The sequence below is a fragment of the Peteryoungia wuzhouensis genome, assembly GCF_003205195.1.
Taxonomy (GTDB): domain Bacteria; phylum Pseudomonadota; class Alphaproteobacteria; order Rhizobiales; family Rhizobiaceae; genus Allorhizobium; species Allorhizobium wuzhouense.
Window position 1 is genome coordinate 42,483 of record NZ_QJRY01000014.1, and the last position, 14,428, is coordinate 56,910.

Annotated in this window: 14 protein-coding genes; 8 read left to right on the top strand and 6 right to left on the bottom strand. The window is 63.3% G+C overall.

Annotated features, from left to right (window positions below; translation table 11 throughout):
* Positions 1-135: 135 nt before the first annotated feature.
* Positions 136-1,134: a P1 family peptidase gene (locus tag DMY87_RS23585; protein ID WP_110794089.1), complete on the bottom strand. Its 999-nt coding sequence runs from the start codon at positions 1,132-1,134 to the stop codon at positions 136-138.
* Positions 1,135-1,888: 754 nt separating this feature from the next.
* Between DMY87_RS23585 and DMY87_RS23600 the strand changes: the two genes are divergently transcribed.
* Entirely contained in the window at positions 1,889-2,581 is a 693-nt protein-coding gene (locus DMY87_RS23600) for a phosphatase PAP2 family protein (RefSeq protein ID WP_110794091.1), read from the top strand.
* A gap of 153 nt (positions 2,582-2,734) precedes the next feature.
* Positions 2,735-3,898 (top strand): M20 aminoacylase family protein, encoded by a 1,164-nt coding sequence (locus tag DMY87_RS23605; protein WP_110794092.1) that lies wholly within the window; start codon positions 2,735-2,737, stop codon positions 3,896-3,898.
* A gap of 69 nt (positions 3,899-3,967) precedes the next feature.
* Here the strand turns inward: DMY87_RS23605 and DMY87_RS23610 are convergent, their stop codons facing one another.
* Together DMY87_RS23610 and DMY87_RS23615 are read right to left on the bottom strand one after the other, a co-directional pair.
* Positions 3,968-4,450 (bottom strand): hypothetical protein, encoded by a 483-nt coding sequence (locus DMY87_RS23610; RefSeq protein WP_110794093.1) that lies wholly within the window; start codon positions 4,448-4,450, stop codon positions 3,968-3,970.
* Between the two features lie 118 nt (positions 4,451-4,568).
* Positions 4,569-6,518, bottom strand: a complete 1,950-nt coding sequence (locus DMY87_RS23615) for an AI-2E family transporter (RefSeq protein ID WP_110794094.1) — start codon at positions 6,516-6,518, stop codon at positions 4,569-4,571.
* Between the two features lie 216 nt (positions 6,519-6,734).
* On the opposite strand from DMY87_RS23615, the gene DMY87_RS23620 reads away from it, so the two are divergent.
* Both DMY87_RS23620 and DMY87_RS23625 read left to right on the top strand, forming a co-directional pair.
* Positions 6,735-7,523 (top strand): carbon-nitrogen hydrolase family protein, encoded by a 789-nt coding sequence (locus DMY87_RS23620; protein ID WP_110794095.1) that lies wholly within the window; start codon positions 6,735-6,737, stop codon positions 7,521-7,523.
* 75 nt (positions 7,524-7,598) lie between these two features.
* Positions 7,599-8,312, top strand: a complete 714-nt coding sequence (locus DMY87_RS23625) for a sulfate transporter family protein (protein WP_110794096.1) — start codon at positions 7,599-7,601, stop codon at positions 8,310-8,312.
* Positions 8,313-8,315: 3 nt separating this feature from the next.
* Here DMY87_RS23625 and nth read toward each other — a convergent pair whose 3' ends face one another.
* A complete protein-coding gene (gene nth, locus DMY87_RS23630) occupies positions 8,316-9,095 on the bottom strand; it encodes an endonuclease III (protein WP_110794097.1) in 780 nt (259 codons plus the stop codon).
* 25 nt (positions 9,096-9,120) lie between these two features.
* Between nth and DMY87_RS23635 the strand changes: the two genes are divergently transcribed.
* Together DMY87_RS23635 and DMY87_RS23640 are read left to right on the top strand one after the other, a co-directional pair.
* A complete protein-coding gene (locus DMY87_RS23635) occupies positions 9,121-9,615 on the top strand; it encodes a DUF2244 domain-containing protein (RefSeq protein WP_110794098.1) in 495 nt (164 codons plus the stop codon).
* Between the two features lie 81 nt (positions 9,616-9,696).
* The gene (locus DMY87_RS23640) at positions 9,697-10,581 is read left to right on the top strand and encodes a methylated-DNA--[protein]-cysteine S-methyltransferase (RefSeq protein ID WP_110794105.1); all 885 of its coding nucleotides are present in this window, start codon (positions 9,697-9,699) and stop codon (positions 10,579-10,581) included.
* Between the two features lie 17 nt (positions 10,582-10,598).
* On the opposite strand, the gene DMY87_RS23645 is transcribed toward DMY87_RS23640, so the two are convergent.
* Positions 10,599-11,552, bottom strand: coding sequence for a class I SAM-dependent methyltransferase (locus tag DMY87_RS23645; protein WP_165826442.1), 954 nt, complete (start codon positions 11,550-11,552; stop codon positions 10,599-10,601).
* A 67-nt stretch (positions 11,553-11,619) separates the two neighbouring features.
* Entirely contained in the window at positions 11,620-12,597 is a 978-nt protein-coding gene (locus tag DMY87_RS23650; RefSeq protein WP_110794100.1) for a sugar-binding transcriptional regulator, read from the bottom strand.
* Between the two features lie 175 nt (positions 12,598-12,772).
* On the opposite strand from DMY87_RS23650, the gene tal reads away from it, so the two are divergent.
* Positions 12,773-13,729 (top strand): transaldolase, encoded by a 957-nt coding sequence (gene tal / locus DMY87_RS23655; protein ID WP_110794101.1) that lies wholly within the window; start codon positions 12,773-12,775, stop codon positions 13,727-13,729.
* A gap of 104 nt (positions 13,730-13,833) precedes the next feature.
* Positions 13,834-14,223 (top strand): GFA family protein, encoded by a 390-nt coding sequence (locus tag DMY87_RS23660; protein ID WP_110794102.1) that lies wholly within the window; start codon positions 13,834-13,836, stop codon positions 14,221-14,223.
* Positions 14,224-14,428 lie beyond the last annotated feature (205 nt).

Genomic DNA, 14,428 nt, shown 5'->3' on the forward strand with positions numbered 1-14,428 from the left:
TGCAGCGCGGGCCTCGAAGCATCCAGCGGCTTTATATCACTTGTGCCGAAGTGATGATGATGCGCTTCGTGCGGCAGTGGCCTCGCCCTTCGAGGCCCGACTTTGTCGGGCGCCTCAGGGTGAGGGGAAAACAGATCACCCCCACCTGTCACGCCAGGAAGGCTGCGCATCCGCATACGGCAGCGCCACAGCCTCATACACCCCGCGCGCAATCGCCCGCGCCGTCACCAAAGTCGCCAGATGGCAAAGCTCCAGCATATCGGCGACCCCATTGCCCTGACGCCTGCCGGTCGAGGCGGCAAAGACAGTGTCGCCGTCGAGCGGCAGGTGGGCGGGCAGCACGGCGCGGGCGAGGCCATCATGGGCCGACAGCGACAGACGGTGCAGTTCGGGTTTCGACAAAACGCAATCGGTCACGACCGCACCGATGGTCGTCGCCGTCAGCCGCAGGCCCTTGATACGCATGGCCCGGTCCTCGGTGCTGACATGAGCGGGCTGGCCGAGCCCGCCGAATTCGTCCGCCTCTTCGAAGGGGGCCGCCCAGAACTGCGGGCCGTCGCCCACGGTCACCGAGCCCATGGCATTGACGGCAACGAGGGCCGCGATCGTATGCCCCGATGACGAGACCGCGCTCGCCGAGCCGAGGCCGCCCTTGCAATTGGCCGTCGTGGCACCCGTCCCCGCGCCGACTGTGCCGAGCGGGAAAGCGCCTTTGGCGGCGTTCTGGTAGGCTTGATAGCCGAGGTCGCGATAGGGCGCATGCAGGCCCCAGCCCTTGTCGCCGCCATTCAGGAGATCCATCAGGATCGCCTGCGGCACGATCGGCACGCGCACCGAGCCCACGGCAAAGCCGCGGCCTGCCGCCCTTAGGCCCGATTGCACGCCGCCCGCCGCATCAAGCCCGAAGGCCGAGCCGCCCGAAAGCACGAAGGCATCGACTTGTTGCACCGTCATCGAGGGATCGAGCAGGCTCACATCCCGCCCGCCCGGCGCGCCGCCGAGCACCGTGCCGGAGGCGGTCGCCGGTTCGTCGAAGAGGATGACTGTGACGCCCGAGCCGAGCGCCAGATCGGTCGCATGGCCGACGGCGAGGCCGTCGATGTCGGTCAGGAGGTTGAGCGGGCCGTGGGGCATGAGGCGTGTCTCCGGATGGGTGGGCGGAGAGTGGCGAAGTTCAGAGGCTTCGTCCAGCGCGCCAGGGGCTGTTCTTCCATCGGAAACGAACGATGCCGACAGCCAGTGCGAGCGAAAACGGTACCACTATGCTTGCAGTCCACATCACGGAGATCGCATCGCTGCATTGGTTTGCGCCGGGGCAGCCCAAGTTCTGATAATCCGTCCACGCGGCAAGCCCTGCAAAGCCAAACAGGGCCGTTGCCCCGAAACAGGCGGCAGCAACTGTCAACAGGAGAATCGTAATGAGGGCTTTGACGAGGGACAATTGATGGACTCCGGTTCATCTGCGGAGAGTGGCGGGGGTGGGGGAGAAGATCAAGGTGGTTGGACGTCTCGATTGCTTGGTCGATGGCTTTTGCCGCAGGGTACCCCCCTCTGTCCTGCCGGACATCTCCCCCTCAAGGGGGGAGATCGGCGCGTGGAGGATGTCTCGACCACCGCAACCGTCCGGGCAACGTGACGTCGACGCAGAAAGCATGGCGATACCGGTACCATGGGGACGGAGCTTCGTTGAGATCAAGCGGCCCGCCCCATCCGATCTCCCCCCTTGAGGGGGAGATGTCCGGCAGGACAGAGGGGGTTAAATCCCCCACAAAGGCCCGCCGTCTCCCCCAATACCTCAACCCGCCCAGATTTGCCGGACCGCCTCGGGTTGACGCCGCCGCCCTCCGACGCGATGTAAGCCATAATGCCACCGAACAGGAACTCGCCCATGCAGCGTATCAAGCACCATATCACCCGTATCGCCTCGGCGGCCGAAGCCCGGGTCTGGCTGACGGCTCTGGTGGCGGCTCTGGTCGCCTATTTTCTGTTCGAACTGACGGGCGAGGTGCTGGAGGGCGAGACGCGGGCCTTCGATGAGGGCGTGCTTCTGGCGTTGCGCGATCCGACCGATCCGGCCCTGCCGATTGGCCCCACATGGCTCACCAAGATGATGGTCGACATCACCGCACTCGGCGGCGTGACCGTGCTGACGCTGATCGTCACGCTCGTCGTCGTCTATCTGGCGCTGCGCCGCAAATATCGCACGGCGCTCTTCGTCACGGGATCGATCCTCGGCGGCTGGGCTCTCAGCAGCGCGATCAAGATCGGCATCGCCCGCCCAAGGCCGGAAGTGGTGCAGCATCTCGTCGAAGTCACCGACATGAGCTTTCCGAGCGGCCATGCCATGCTCTCGGCGATCACCTATCTGACGCTCGGCGCCATGCTGTCGCGCATCGAGGAGCAGCCTTCGCTGCGTTACTTTTTCCCGCTGGTCGCGGTGGTGCTGACGCTGATCATCGGCCTCAGCCGCATCTATCTCGGCGTGCATTACCCGACCGACGTGCTCGGCGGATGGGCGGCCGGAACCGTCTGGGCCTGCGGCAGCTGGTTCGTGGCGCGGTGGATGCTGGGGCGGCGCTGAGAGGCTTTTCCGGTCTGCGTGGCTGAACCTCGGGCCATGCAGGCGGGCGCTTCATTTCGATGCAAAACGGCATTTGCGCCTTGCCAAAGCGGCTGATCGCGGAAACACTGTTGGTGATATTTCATCCGGACGCCGCGTTTCAAGAGGTCTTTCATGCCCGTCATCAACCGTGCCAGCGAGCTTCAGCCCGAAGTCGCCGAATGGCGGCGGCATCTGCACCAGCATCCGGAACTGCTGTTCGACGTGCATGGCACGGCCGCCTTCGTGGCTGACAAGCTCAAGGAAATCGGCTGCGATCTGGTGAAGACGGGGATCGGCCGCACCGGCGTGGTGGGCATCATCAAGGGCAATCGCGGCGATGGTCCGGTGATCGGTTTCCGCGCTGACATGGATGCCCTGCCGATCCACGAGGTATCGGGCAAGGCCTGGTCATCGAAGACGCCCGGCAAGATGCATGCCTGCGGACATGACGGGCATACCGCGATGCTGCTGGGCGCGGCGAAACATCTGGCGGAAACCCGCAATTTCAAGGGCTCTATCGCGGTCATCTTCCAGCCGGCGGAAGAGGGCGGTGGCGGTGCGCGCGAAATGGTGCGCGACGGCCTGATGGAGAATTTCGCCATCTCCGAGGTCTATGGCATGCACAATCATCCGGGCATGGCGGTCGGCACCTTTGCCACCCGCAAGGGCTCGGTGATGGCGGCGGCCGACCAGTTCGACATCCAGATCAACGGGCGCAGCGGCCATGCCGCGCAGCCGCACAAATCGATCGATCCGGTGCTGGCGGCGGCCCAGGTGGTGGTGGCGCTGCAGTCAATCGCGGCGCGCGAGACCGACCCGCTGAAGTCGGTCGTCGTCACCGTCACCAAGATCCACGGGGGCGACGCCTATAATGTCATTCCCGACGGCGTCAAACTGTCCGGCACCGTGCGCACGCTTCTGCCGGAACTGCGCGACATGGCGGAAACCCGGATCAAGGAAATCGCGACCGGGATCGCCATGGCCATGGGCGCACAGGCGCAGGTCAGCTATCACCGCGGCTATCCCGTCACCTTCAACCACGCCACCGAAACGGCCTTCGCGCTCGACGTGATGCGCAAGGTGGCCGGCACGCAAGCGGTCAGCGACGAATTCCCGCCGGCCATGGGGGCCGAGGATTTTTCCTATATGCTGGAAGCGCGGCCAGGGGCTTTCGTCTTCATCGGCAATGGCGACACGGCCAACCTGCACAACTCAGCCTATGACTTCAATGACGAGGCGATCCCTTACGGGATAAGCTACTGGGTGACGCTTGCGGAGACGGCGCTCGCCGCCTGAGTTTGCCCTACATTCCGGCGCTGACCCGCGTCGATGCCGAGAGCATCTGCCGAGCGCTTGTCGCGCCGGTCACGATTGCGGGCCCTGGCCGAAATCGAGCAGCGTGATCCGGGCATTCCAGTCATATTTCGTCGCATCGATGATGGCCGGGCGCGGATGTGAAAAGCCGTGGAAGAGCAGGGCGTAGCAACGGGTCACGGTCTGGCCGGGCGCAATCAGCTGGTCATCGCGCAGAAAACCGCGATAGACCACGGCAGTCTTCCCCTGCGGCATGCCGATCAGGTCGAAGGACAGGCGGTTGATGGCGCGGTCTGCACCATTGGTGAAGGTGACGGCGACCGGCAGCGCCGGATCGACGCAGATCCTGGGGTCGCCCACGGCACTGACCGTGACGGCTGCGTTTTCATTGCTCTGGCGGCGCGAGTCGGATTCGGTGAAGAACCAGATCAGCCCGGCGATTGCCGCAATCGCGACGGCAAAGCCGATCGCCAATACGCGCTTTCGAAGGAGGAAAATGGCGATCAGCGCCAAGGCGGCCGCGACCCAGATCATGCGGTCAAGTCTGTGGCGAAACGAAATGTCATGCCGGCAAGATAAGCTTCCGGGCCGGAAAGGCAACGGATGTGCGGCATTCTGGCCGCCCATTGCGCTGAAAAGGCGGCTCCGCTCCTCAGACCACCGCCTTGACCAGGCGTGCGCGCGGCCGTGCCGCCCGGCGCACGGGCACCTGCAGGCTGACGGGTGGCGCAACCGTGAGGGCATCGATCACCGTCTGCGACATGCTCTGGCAGACGAAGTCGGCACCGATCTCCGCAGCCTCGATCCGGGGATGATCGGTGCCGTTGGCAAGCGGAATCATGATGCCGACCCGCACATCTGCCCTCAGCCGCTTGACCCGACGGACCATCAGGCGGGCATGCGACTTCGAGTTGCCGTTCAAGAAGGCGATGATGACCGTCTCGACGCCTTCAATGCGGGGCTGCACGGCCGGGCGCGCGGTCAGATCCGCATGGGTTCCGGAATAGACCGTTGCCCCCTGGACTTCCAGGACCTGCGCCAGCATGGCGGCGGCGGCATCATCCATGGCACCGCGTCCGCCGAGGCAAAGCACGGTCCGACCCTCGCCATCGGGCAGTTCCTCGGCATGGGCCGGATCCTGCTTCTCCAGCGCATCCGGGGGCTGGATGTCCTCGTTTTCCTCTTCCTCGGCGATGTCCGAGAGGTTTTCGACAAGCGCGCGGCAATTGGTTGCAAACTGGTGCAGCTGCACGTCGCTCATCACGCCGCGCTGGCGGTCCACTTCGGCGAGCAGCAGGGCGGGCAGGCCGACTTTTTCGTAATAATCTGCGAGATATTCCTCCTCGAGATACTCCTCGGCATTGTCCGTCGCCTCGCTCGGGTCCCCGGCCAGCAGGCGCTGATAGAGCTTTTCATGCGGTTCGAGGACGGCTTCGTTGCCGAGCAGCACGTCGAGGAAGGCGAATTGCGGCACGTGGCGGCCCAGGACCACAAGACAGACGGTGAGCGGGGTCGAGAGCATCAGCCCCAGCGGCCCCCAGAGCCATGACCAGAAGATCGCGGAGACGATGATCGCCAGCGGCGACAGGCCGGTATGGGCGCCGTAAAGCCAGGGCTCGATGACGTTGTTGCTGATCAGTTCGACGGTGGCGAAGAGAGCGGCGACCCACAGCACCAGCGACCAGCCGGGGGCAATCGCGAGCGCCAGGAAGAGCGGCAGGACCATGCCGATGACCGGGCCGATATAGGGCACGAAACGCAGGACGAGCGTCAGCAGGCCCCAGAGGAGGGCGTTGGGAATGCCGAGGATCCAGAGCCCGAGCGTGATCGGCACGGCATAAAGCGTGTTCACCACCAGCTGCATCAGCAGATATCGACCGACGCGCCGGCCGGCATCCTGAAGGGCAGACGTGGTGCGGTGCAGATCCCCGAGGCCGACCAGACGGATGAACCGGTCGCGCAGATCCTCGCGCTCCAGCAGCATGAAGATGACGAGGACTACGACGAGGCCGGCCGTCGCGAAGGGACTGATCAGCGGCAGGATCAGATTGCCGAGCGTCTGGATCGGGTTCGACCGCGTGATGATTTCGACGGGCAGGGGATCGCGGTCCACGGCCGGGGGAACGGCTTCGGCCTCCTGGCTTTCCTCGGCGCGGATCTGCAGTTCCGAACCGACCCGCTCGGCGACACGGCTCAGATGTTCGATCACGCCGTTGCCGGAACCTGCCGCACGCAGAGACTGGACCTTGTCGACGATGTTGCGTTGATAGGTCGGGATGTTTTCGGCGAGGTTCGACACCTGGGTCGCGACCAGGAAGCTGAACAGGGCAATGGCGGAAAACGCGGAGACAACCGCAAAGATGACGGCCACGATCTTCGGCACCGAACGCTTGCGGAGAAACGAAACGATCGGCGCAAGGGCGAAGGTGAGGAGAAGTGCGAGCGCCAGCGGGACCAGGATCTCCTGACCAACCTTCAGGATGACCGCGACCCCGATCAGGATCAGGATCGTCCGGCCGCTGAATTTCGTTGCTGCCGACGCATCCGTCGTGCGCTGCGCAATGTCGAGCGATTCGAGGTTGCCCACCCGAAGGTTGTCCATGATGTTTCTCGTTCCCCAGACCACCGCGCGCCGGCCACATGGCCGGCTTTCGTCGATGCCTGCGATACAACGGTTCTGAGCGGTTTTTGATCCACTCGCCGTGTGCCTCTGCAAAGCATTCCGACGGGTCGCATTCCGTGCCTTGGAGTTGCCGCTTGTCTCGGCTATCCAAGAGGTTCAAGTCTAGCGAAAACCCCTCAGTCCGACAGGTGCCGCATGTTGATTTCCCTCTACCAGATGCAGCCGATCTCCGGCGATGTGCCCGGCAATATCGGCAAGATCGCCCAGGCGGCGATGGCCGCTGCCGAGATGGGTGCCGAACTTTTGGTAACGCCGGAACTGGGGACCAGCGGCTATGCACAGGGGGCTGCCTTCGAAGACCTCGCCGAGGGACGGGACGGTTCGATTGTCGGCGCGCTGACGGAGATCGCGGCCGATTGCGGGCTTGCCATCTGTGCGGGCTTTCCCGAGCGCGACGGCAACCGCGTGTTCAATTCCGCCGTGCTCGTGCGGCCGGACGGCTCGGCCGAATTCTACCGCAAGAGCCATCTTTACGGCGACGGTGAAAGGGCGGCCTTTGCACCCGGCGACGAGGCGCCGCATGTGTTCGAGATCGGTGGCATCAAGGCCGGGATGCTGATCTGCTACGATGTGGAGTTCCCGGAAAACGTTCGCACGCTGGCGCTGGCCGGAGCCGAACTTGTGATCGTGCCGACGGCGCTGCCGGACGGCATCATCAGCCGGCGGATTGCCGATACCGTGGTGCCGGCGCGGGCGCTCGAAAATGGCGTCTTCCTCGTTTATGCCGATCTCTGCGGCACCGAGAACGATCTGTCCTATGGCGGACGCTCGGTGATCCTGGCCCCCGATGGCGACGAACTGGCGCGGGCTGGCTTGCGCGAGACCCTGCTGGTGGCGGAGGTGGATACTTCCGCCTATGCCGGTGCCAAATCGCAGAACCCCTATTTTGCCGACCGGCGCCCGGCACTCTACCGCCTCGGCTGATCTCACGCGCCACGGCGCCGATTGCAGTGGGGAACCATCGCTCCTACATCATGGCCAAGTTCGAAGGAGGCCCTGATGATATTCGATGCTGCCGCGCTTTCCCTGCGCAATCTCTTTGCGCCGGAAACGCGCTCCGTTTTCTGGAAGACGCTGGGCCTCACGGTCCTCGTCTTGATCGGCTTGTGGTTCGGTCTGCGCGAGAGCTTCATCGCCTTCGTCATGCCCTTCATCGAAGGTTTCGTGCCCGATCTTCCGGCCTGGGCGGGGTGGCTCACCTTCGTCTTCGGCATCCTCGCCAGCATCGGGCTTGCCCTGGGTCTTGCTCTTCTGCTCTCGCCGGTGACCGCGATCATCGCCGGCCTCTTTCTCGACGATGTGGCCGAGGTGGTCGAGAAACGGGATTATCCCAACGACCCGCCGGGCAAGGCCATGCCAATCGGCGAGGCGATCCTTGCCTCGATCAAGTTCTTCGGCGTCGTCATTGTCGGCAACCTGATTGCGCTGATGCTGCTGTTCATTCCGGGCGTCAACATCCTCGCCTTCTTCCTGGTCAACGGCTATCTGCTCGGCCGGGAATTCTTCGAATTCGCCGCCATGCGCTTCCGCTCGGTGGAGGAGGCGAAGCTGTTGCGGTCAAGGCATTCGGGAACGGTGTTCATGGCCGGTCTCGTGATTGCAGCCTTCCTCGCGGTGCCGATCCTCAACCTGCTGACGCCGCTTTTTGCTGCAGGCTTGATGGTGCATCTGCACAAGGCGCTCGCGGCGCGGGATGGGGCGCTCGCGCGCTGAGCATTATTCCACGGCGCTGATTGCCTGCGGCGGCAGTTCGACCAGCGGGGCCGGCACATCCACCGTCTTTTCCGGCGACTTGCAGATGTCGGCAATCACGCAGCGTTCGCATTCGGGACGCCTGGCCTTGCAACAGTAGCGGCCATGCAGGATCAGCCAGTGATGGGCGTGGAACAGATACTGCTCGGGAATAATCCGCATCAGGATGGCTTCAACCTCGTCAGGCGTCTTGCCGGGCGCGAGCTTGATGCGGTTGCCGATCCGGAGAATATGCGTGTCGACCGCCATGGTCGGGATGCCGAAGGCCATGGACATCACCACATTGGCGGTCTTTCGGCCCACCCCCGGCAGGGTCACCAGCTCTTCGCGTGTACGCGGCACGACGCTGCCGAAGTCGTCGACCAGCTTCCGGGACAGGGCGATGACGTTCTTCGCCTTGTTGCGGTAAAGCCCGATGGTCTTGATATAGTCGCGGACCTTTTCTTCGCCCAGTTCAAGCATCTTTTCCGGCGTGTCGGCCACCTTGAAAAGGGCGCGTGTCGCTTTGTTGACGCCTGCGTCGGTCGCCTGGGCGGAGAGTGCCACGGCAACCACCAGCGTGAAGGGGTTGACGTGTTCCAGCTCGCCCTTGGGCTCCGGCCTCTGGATCGAGAAGCGGCGAAAAATCTCCTCCAGTTCGGCCCGCGAATAGGCCGTGCGACCGCGTGTCGCCGGCTTGCGACGGGTCTCCGGATTTGACTTTTTCAAGGTTTGGGTGCTGGATTTCGGCTTCGCTTCAGTCATGCAAAACCTATAGTCGGGTGCAATCGTGGAAGGCAATGTCGAGCAGGCTGCAGACCAGCCAATTTTCGCCGCAGAGTTGACTCCTTATCGGTCGCTCGGCCGCAAGGGTTACCGTGTGCTGTTTGCGATCACCGGGATCGTCTGCCTGGTGCATGCCGGTTTTTTCATGGCGACCGGGGCCTGGCCGATCGGCCTGTTTTTCGGGCTCGATTTTGTGCTGCTCTACGGCGCCTTCTGGCTGAACTACCGCGCCGCGCGGGCTCGCGAAGAGGTGACGGTGTCACGCACCAACCTGTCGATCCGGAAATACACGCCGGCCGGCCGGATGACCGAACATCGCTTCAAGACGCTTTGGGCGCGTTTCTTCGTCAAGCGTCACGAGGAGTTCGGCATCACCTCCATGGGTGTGGCCGGCGAGGGGCGGCGGACCGATATCGGCTCCTTCCTCAACCCCGATGATCGCGAAAGTTTCGCCAAGGCCTTCAAGGGCGCCTTGGCGACAGCCAAGCAGCGCATCTGAAGCCTCTAGCTTCCGGCGCAAGAAACGGGTGGCATAATGGTTTTGCCCATGGTGAAGTCTGCGCAAGATGAGGATTTTGCCATGACGCTCGCGCAACAGATCGACCTTTCCCGCACCACCGACATCACGCCCGACGGAACGGATTACGAGACCGTGCGCCAGGTGATCGAGATGCTGACGCTCGACTATCAGAGCCAGCCGTCGCTGGAACTGATCGCGGATCGGCTCGGCCAGTCGCCGACGCAGTTGCAGAAGACGTTCACGCGCTGGGCCGGGCTTTCGCCGAAGGCTTTCCTGCAGGCTGTCACGCTCGATCATGCCAAGCGGCTGCTCGGCCGCGAGGAACTGCCGCTGCTCGAAACCTCGCTGGAACTCGGTCTCTCCGGGCCGGGCCGTCTGCATGACCTCTTCGTCACCCACGAGGCGATGAGTCCGGGCGAGTGGAAGGCGCGCGGGGCGGGGCTTACCATCCGCCATGGCTTTCATCCCTCGCCCTTCGGACTGGCGCTTGTGATGATCACCGACCGCGGGCTGGCGGGCCTTGCCTTTGCCGATCCCGGTGGCGAGGTCGCCTGTTTCGACGACATGGCTCAGCGCTGGCCGAATGCGCATTATGTCGAGGACATCGAGGCCACGGCGCCTTACGCGGCACGTGTCTTCCATCCCGAGCGGTGGTCGGCGGAGGAGCCCTTGCGGGTCGTCCTGATCGGCTCCGATTTCCAGATCCGCGTCTGGGAAAGTCTGCTGGAAATTCCGCTCGGGCGCGCCGTCACCTATTCCGATATCGCCCAGAAGATCGGCCAGCCGACCGCCAGCCGGGCCGTCGGTGCCGCCGTCGGCCGCAATCCGATCTCGTTTGTCGTGCCGTGCCACCGGGCACTGGGAAAGAGCGGCGCGCTGACGGGGTATCACTGGGGTCTGACGCGCAAGCGGGCGATGCTGGGATGGGAAGCGGGCAAGGGGTGAGGCGGTCTTCGGGCCGATTAGCGGCCTTTGCGGGTTGCGTCGATCCGAAGAATGTTTTCCGGTGTATCCTTCTCGCTGCGCTGCCATGGCAATTCCGCTTCGTTTGAGGGGCGCAGCAGTGCTGTGACTGTCTCGTTGCAACTGATCACCTCATAGCCGGCGCGAGCGGCGAGTGCGCGCAGCGTGCCTTCCGAGAAGTCGCAGACATGGGCAAGATGGAAGTACGACTTCAAGTCGTGCTTGTAGTCGCCTTCGGCGACCATGTTGATGCCAGGGACCTCGATGAACAGGTAATCCTCTGCTGCCATCAAGGTCTTGATCTGCTTCATCGATGCGAGCGGATCATGCGTGTGTTCCAGGACATGCGAGAGGATGAAGAGTCGCGGTCCGTCGGGGAGATGTGTCGGGAATTCGGCAACTTCCAGGTCGAGCTCCAGCTGTTCCTTGCCGTAACGTATTGCCTCGATATCGAGATCGCAGCCCTGGACGCTGCGGCACCGGGTTCTGAATTCATCCAGGATGCCCCCCGAAGAACAGCCCATTTCGATGACGGCGAGATCCTTCAGGCTCGCGGCGACGGACGTCGTCTCAAGATAGCCCAGGAAACGCTCACCCTTCTGCCTCTGTTCGTCCACCAGACGGGCGTGATCGACATCGTTGCGCTTTGTATAAAGGCGGCGGTAGTGGTCGCGGTAAAAGACGTCCAGGAAGTCCTTCTTGACCGCCGGACTGGTTTGCACGAGGCCGCAGTGGTCGCAGATCTGCTTGTCGAGGTCGAAGCCATACCTGTCGCCCTCGCAGATCAGGGTGAATTCGCGTCCGCCACACAAGACGCAGGGGCGGTTTTCCAGGCCATAGTCCCGATAGAGTTTGCGCACGGCGCGGATGCTCTTCGACCGGCTGCTTGTGAGGCGTCTGAGGAAGGCGAAGGTCCTGCCGTAGCGGAACTGACGTAGAAGACGCTGAGCCAAAATGGAATTCCCGGGGCAATGAAAGCATTTTCTCGCCACTGGCGAGTTTAACGCCGTTACACTATCCCTAATCCGCCAGCCCCAGCAACTCCCGCGCCGCCGCTTCATCGGTAATTAGCGTATTGCATCCGATCCTTCTGATCGTCGCCCGGATCGCCTTTGCACGATGCGCACCGCCCGACGACAGCACGATGTGTTTCGCCTTCTTCAGCGTATCGAGATCGACGGACATCACACGCTGGTTGATCGGGTGGGCGACCGAGTTTCCGTCGGCGTCGAGGAAGTTGAACATGGTGTCGCAGACGCAGCCGGCCTCGACCAGTTCGGTCAGCGTCTGCTGGCTGATGAAGCCTTCCGACAGCGAGGTTGAGTGCGGGCCGATATCGCCGCAGGAGACGATGGCGAGGTCGAGGTTTTCAGCCAGATCATAGATCGCCTTCAGGCCGCATTCTTCGATCAGCGCCTGCTTGGTCGTCACGGAATCGACGAGCAGGGGGGCGAGGAACATGTAGCATTCCGCGCCGAGCTGGCTTGCCAGCCGCCAAGTGTAGTCGATCGGATTGGTCTGGCGCACCGCAACGATGCCGCCGAGCAGCGAGACGACCTTGCAGTTCTCGCGGTTCGGCGGGCGGAATCCTGACAGCGAAGCGGTCATGGTGCGGCCCCAGCCGACGCCGATCGTCATGTCGTTGGTGATGACCTCGGTCAAGAACTGGCCGAGGGCCAGGCCCACGGCCTTGGCGATCGATCCGGCGTCCTCCTTGTCCGGCGAGGGCACGACGACCGCTTCGTCGAGGCCATAGGCCTTTTCCAGCCGGACGGCGAGTTCGACGCAATCGGCGACGCCATCGCTGATCCAGATCTGCACTTCGGCGCGTTTTCGCGCCTCGTCCAGCATGCGGATCACCGTCGAGCGGCTGATGCCCAGGCGGTCGGCCACGTCCTTCTGCGTCAGGCCCTCGTTGTAATAGAGCCAGGCCGCGCGGATGCGCAGGGCGCTCGCGTCCGAATAAGTCGAATGGGTGTCGCGTCTGAGCTTCGCCAAGATCTCTCTCGTATCGGGAACTTCCAGGCGCCACTATCCGTTTTCATGATACTTATGTCAAATTCAAAGGACATATGTCTTGACTTTGCCATCATCGGATGGCGATAGTCCGGGCACAAGACCGGTGGTCCTCCGTCGGTCGCCAACCCATTTCGCGCAGCCGAAGGATGACCCGATGACCTCGAAACTCGAACAGCTTCGTTCCATGACGACCGTGGTCGCCGATACCGGTGACATCGAGGCCGTCGCCCGCCTGAAGCCGGTCGATTGCACCACCAATCCGTCGATCGTCCTGAAGGCGCTCGGCACCGACGCCTTCAAGGATGCCTTCCAGGAAGCGATCACCTGGGGCAAGGCTAAGGGCGGCAAGGATGATGCCGTGATCGGCGCGATTGCCGACCGCATGGCGATCTCCGTCGGTGCAGCGCTTGCCGCTCTCGTGCCGGGCCGTGTCTCGACCGAAGTCGATGCCGACCTGTCTTTCGACACCAAGGCGTCGATCGACAAGGCGCATCAGATCATCGCCGGCTACAAGGAGCGCGGCATCGAGAAGGACCGCATCCTGATCAAGCTCGCGTCTACCTGGGAAGGCATTCGCGCCGCCGAAGTGCTGCAGAAGGAAGGCATCGACTGCAATCTGACGCTGCTCTTCTCCAAGGCCCAGGCGATTGCCTGCGCCGAAGCCAAGGTGTTTCTGATCTCGCCCTTCGTCGGCCGCATCCTCGACTGGTACAAGAAGTCGACCGGTGAGGACTACACCTCCGAGACCGATCCGGGCGTCGTCTCCGTCCGCTCGATCTACAATTATTACAAGGCCAACGGCATCGGCACGATCGTCATGGGTGCCTCCTTCCGCAATGCCGGCGAAATCGAAGCGCTGGCCGGTTGCGATCGCCTGACGATCAGCCCGCAGCTGCTCGACGAGCTGAATGCCGCCGAGGGCACGCTGAAGCGCGCTTTGTCGCCCGACAGCGTCAAGGCGGAGCCGCATGTCTCGCTCGACGAGAAGGCCTTCCGCTGGGCGATGAACGAGGATGCCATGGCGACCGAAAAGCTCGCCGAAGGCATTCGCGGCTTTGCCAAGGATCTCGGTACCCTGCGCGGTCAGATCGCCAAGGCACTGGCTGCCTGATCGGGAAACCGATCCGCCAATTCCGAGTTTGAAGATGGCCGCGGCGAAAGCTGCGGCCATCTTTCATTTGTGGCAGACTGCCGGTTCAGGGAAGGGGAACGGATATGGCGATTCTTTCGGGCGGCTGCGTCTGCGGCAAGGTGCGGTTCGAGGCCGAGGGTGATCCCGATCGCGTCGGCATCTGCCATTGTCTGGATTGCCGGAAATATCACGGCGCGCTGTTCCATGCGTCGGCGATCTATCCGGAAGGCCAGGTGCGGATCGCGGGCGAACCGCAGATGTATGACGGTCGTTGCTTCTGCGCCATCTGCGGCTCCAGGGTTTTCAACCGCAGCGGCACCGAGATCGAGGTGAACCTCGGGGCCTTTGATGACATCAATGTGTTCCAGCCGGGCTACGAGCTCTGGACGATCCGGCGGGAGAGCTGGCTCCCGGAGTTTCCGGTCGAGGAACGGTTTGAGCGGGATCGGCCCGGGGAGGAGCGCGGGGCTTGAGGGGCGGGGCGGGGTGGCCTCGTCCTTCGAGGCCGGGCGTTGCCCGGCACCTCAGGATGAGGGGTGATGTTGTGTAAATGTCAAAAAACCCAAGCTTCGCCGCCGGTCGGGATCATCTCCCTCCGGGTGGGCTGAAATTTGTCTCGGACGAGGCGCCAGAAGCAACCTGTCTAAGTAATGTATGTGGCTCCTTCCGGCGCCTCGT

Coding starts and splice junctions, on each gene's coding strand:
- DMY87_RS23585 (WP_110794089.1), bottom strand. CDS start 1,134: ATGCCCCACGGCCCGCTCAACCTCCTGACCGACATCGACGGCCTCGCC.
- DMY87_RS23600 (WP_110794091.1), top strand. CDS start 1,889: ATGCAGCGTATCAAGCACCATATCACCCGTATCGCCTCGGCGGCCGAA.
- DMY87_RS23605 (WP_110794092.1), top strand. CDS start 2,735: ATGCCCGTCATCAACCGTGCCAGCGAGCTTCAGCCCGAAGTCGCCGAA.
- DMY87_RS23610 (WP_110794093.1), bottom strand. CDS start 4,450: ATGATCTGGGTCGCGGCCGCCTTGGCGCTGATCGCCATTTTCCTCCTT.
- DMY87_RS23615 (WP_110794094.1), bottom strand. CDS start 6,518: ATGGACAACCTTCGGGTGGGCAACCTCGAATCGCTCGACATTGCGCAG.
- DMY87_RS23620 (WP_110794095.1), top strand. CDS start 6,735: ATGTTGATTTCCCTCTACCAGATGCAGCCGATCTCCGGCGATGTGCCC.
- DMY87_RS23625 (WP_110794096.1), top strand. CDS start 7,599: ATGATATTCGATGCTGCCGCGCTTTCCCTGCGCAATCTCTTTGCGCCG.
- nth (WP_110794097.1), bottom strand. CDS start 9,095: ATGACTGAAGCGAAGCCGAAATCCAGCACCCAAACCTTGAAAAAGTCA.
- DMY87_RS23640 (WP_110794105.1), top strand. CDS start 9,697: ATGACGCTCGCGCAACAGATCGACCTTTCCCGCACCACCGACATCACG.
- tal (WP_110794101.1), top strand. CDS start 12,773: ATGACCTCGAAACTCGAACAGCTTCGTTCCATGACGACCGTGGTCGCC.
- DMY87_RS23660 (WP_110794102.1), top strand. CDS start 13,834: ATGGCGATTCTTTCGGGCGGCTGCGTCTGCGGCAAGGTGCGGTTCGAG.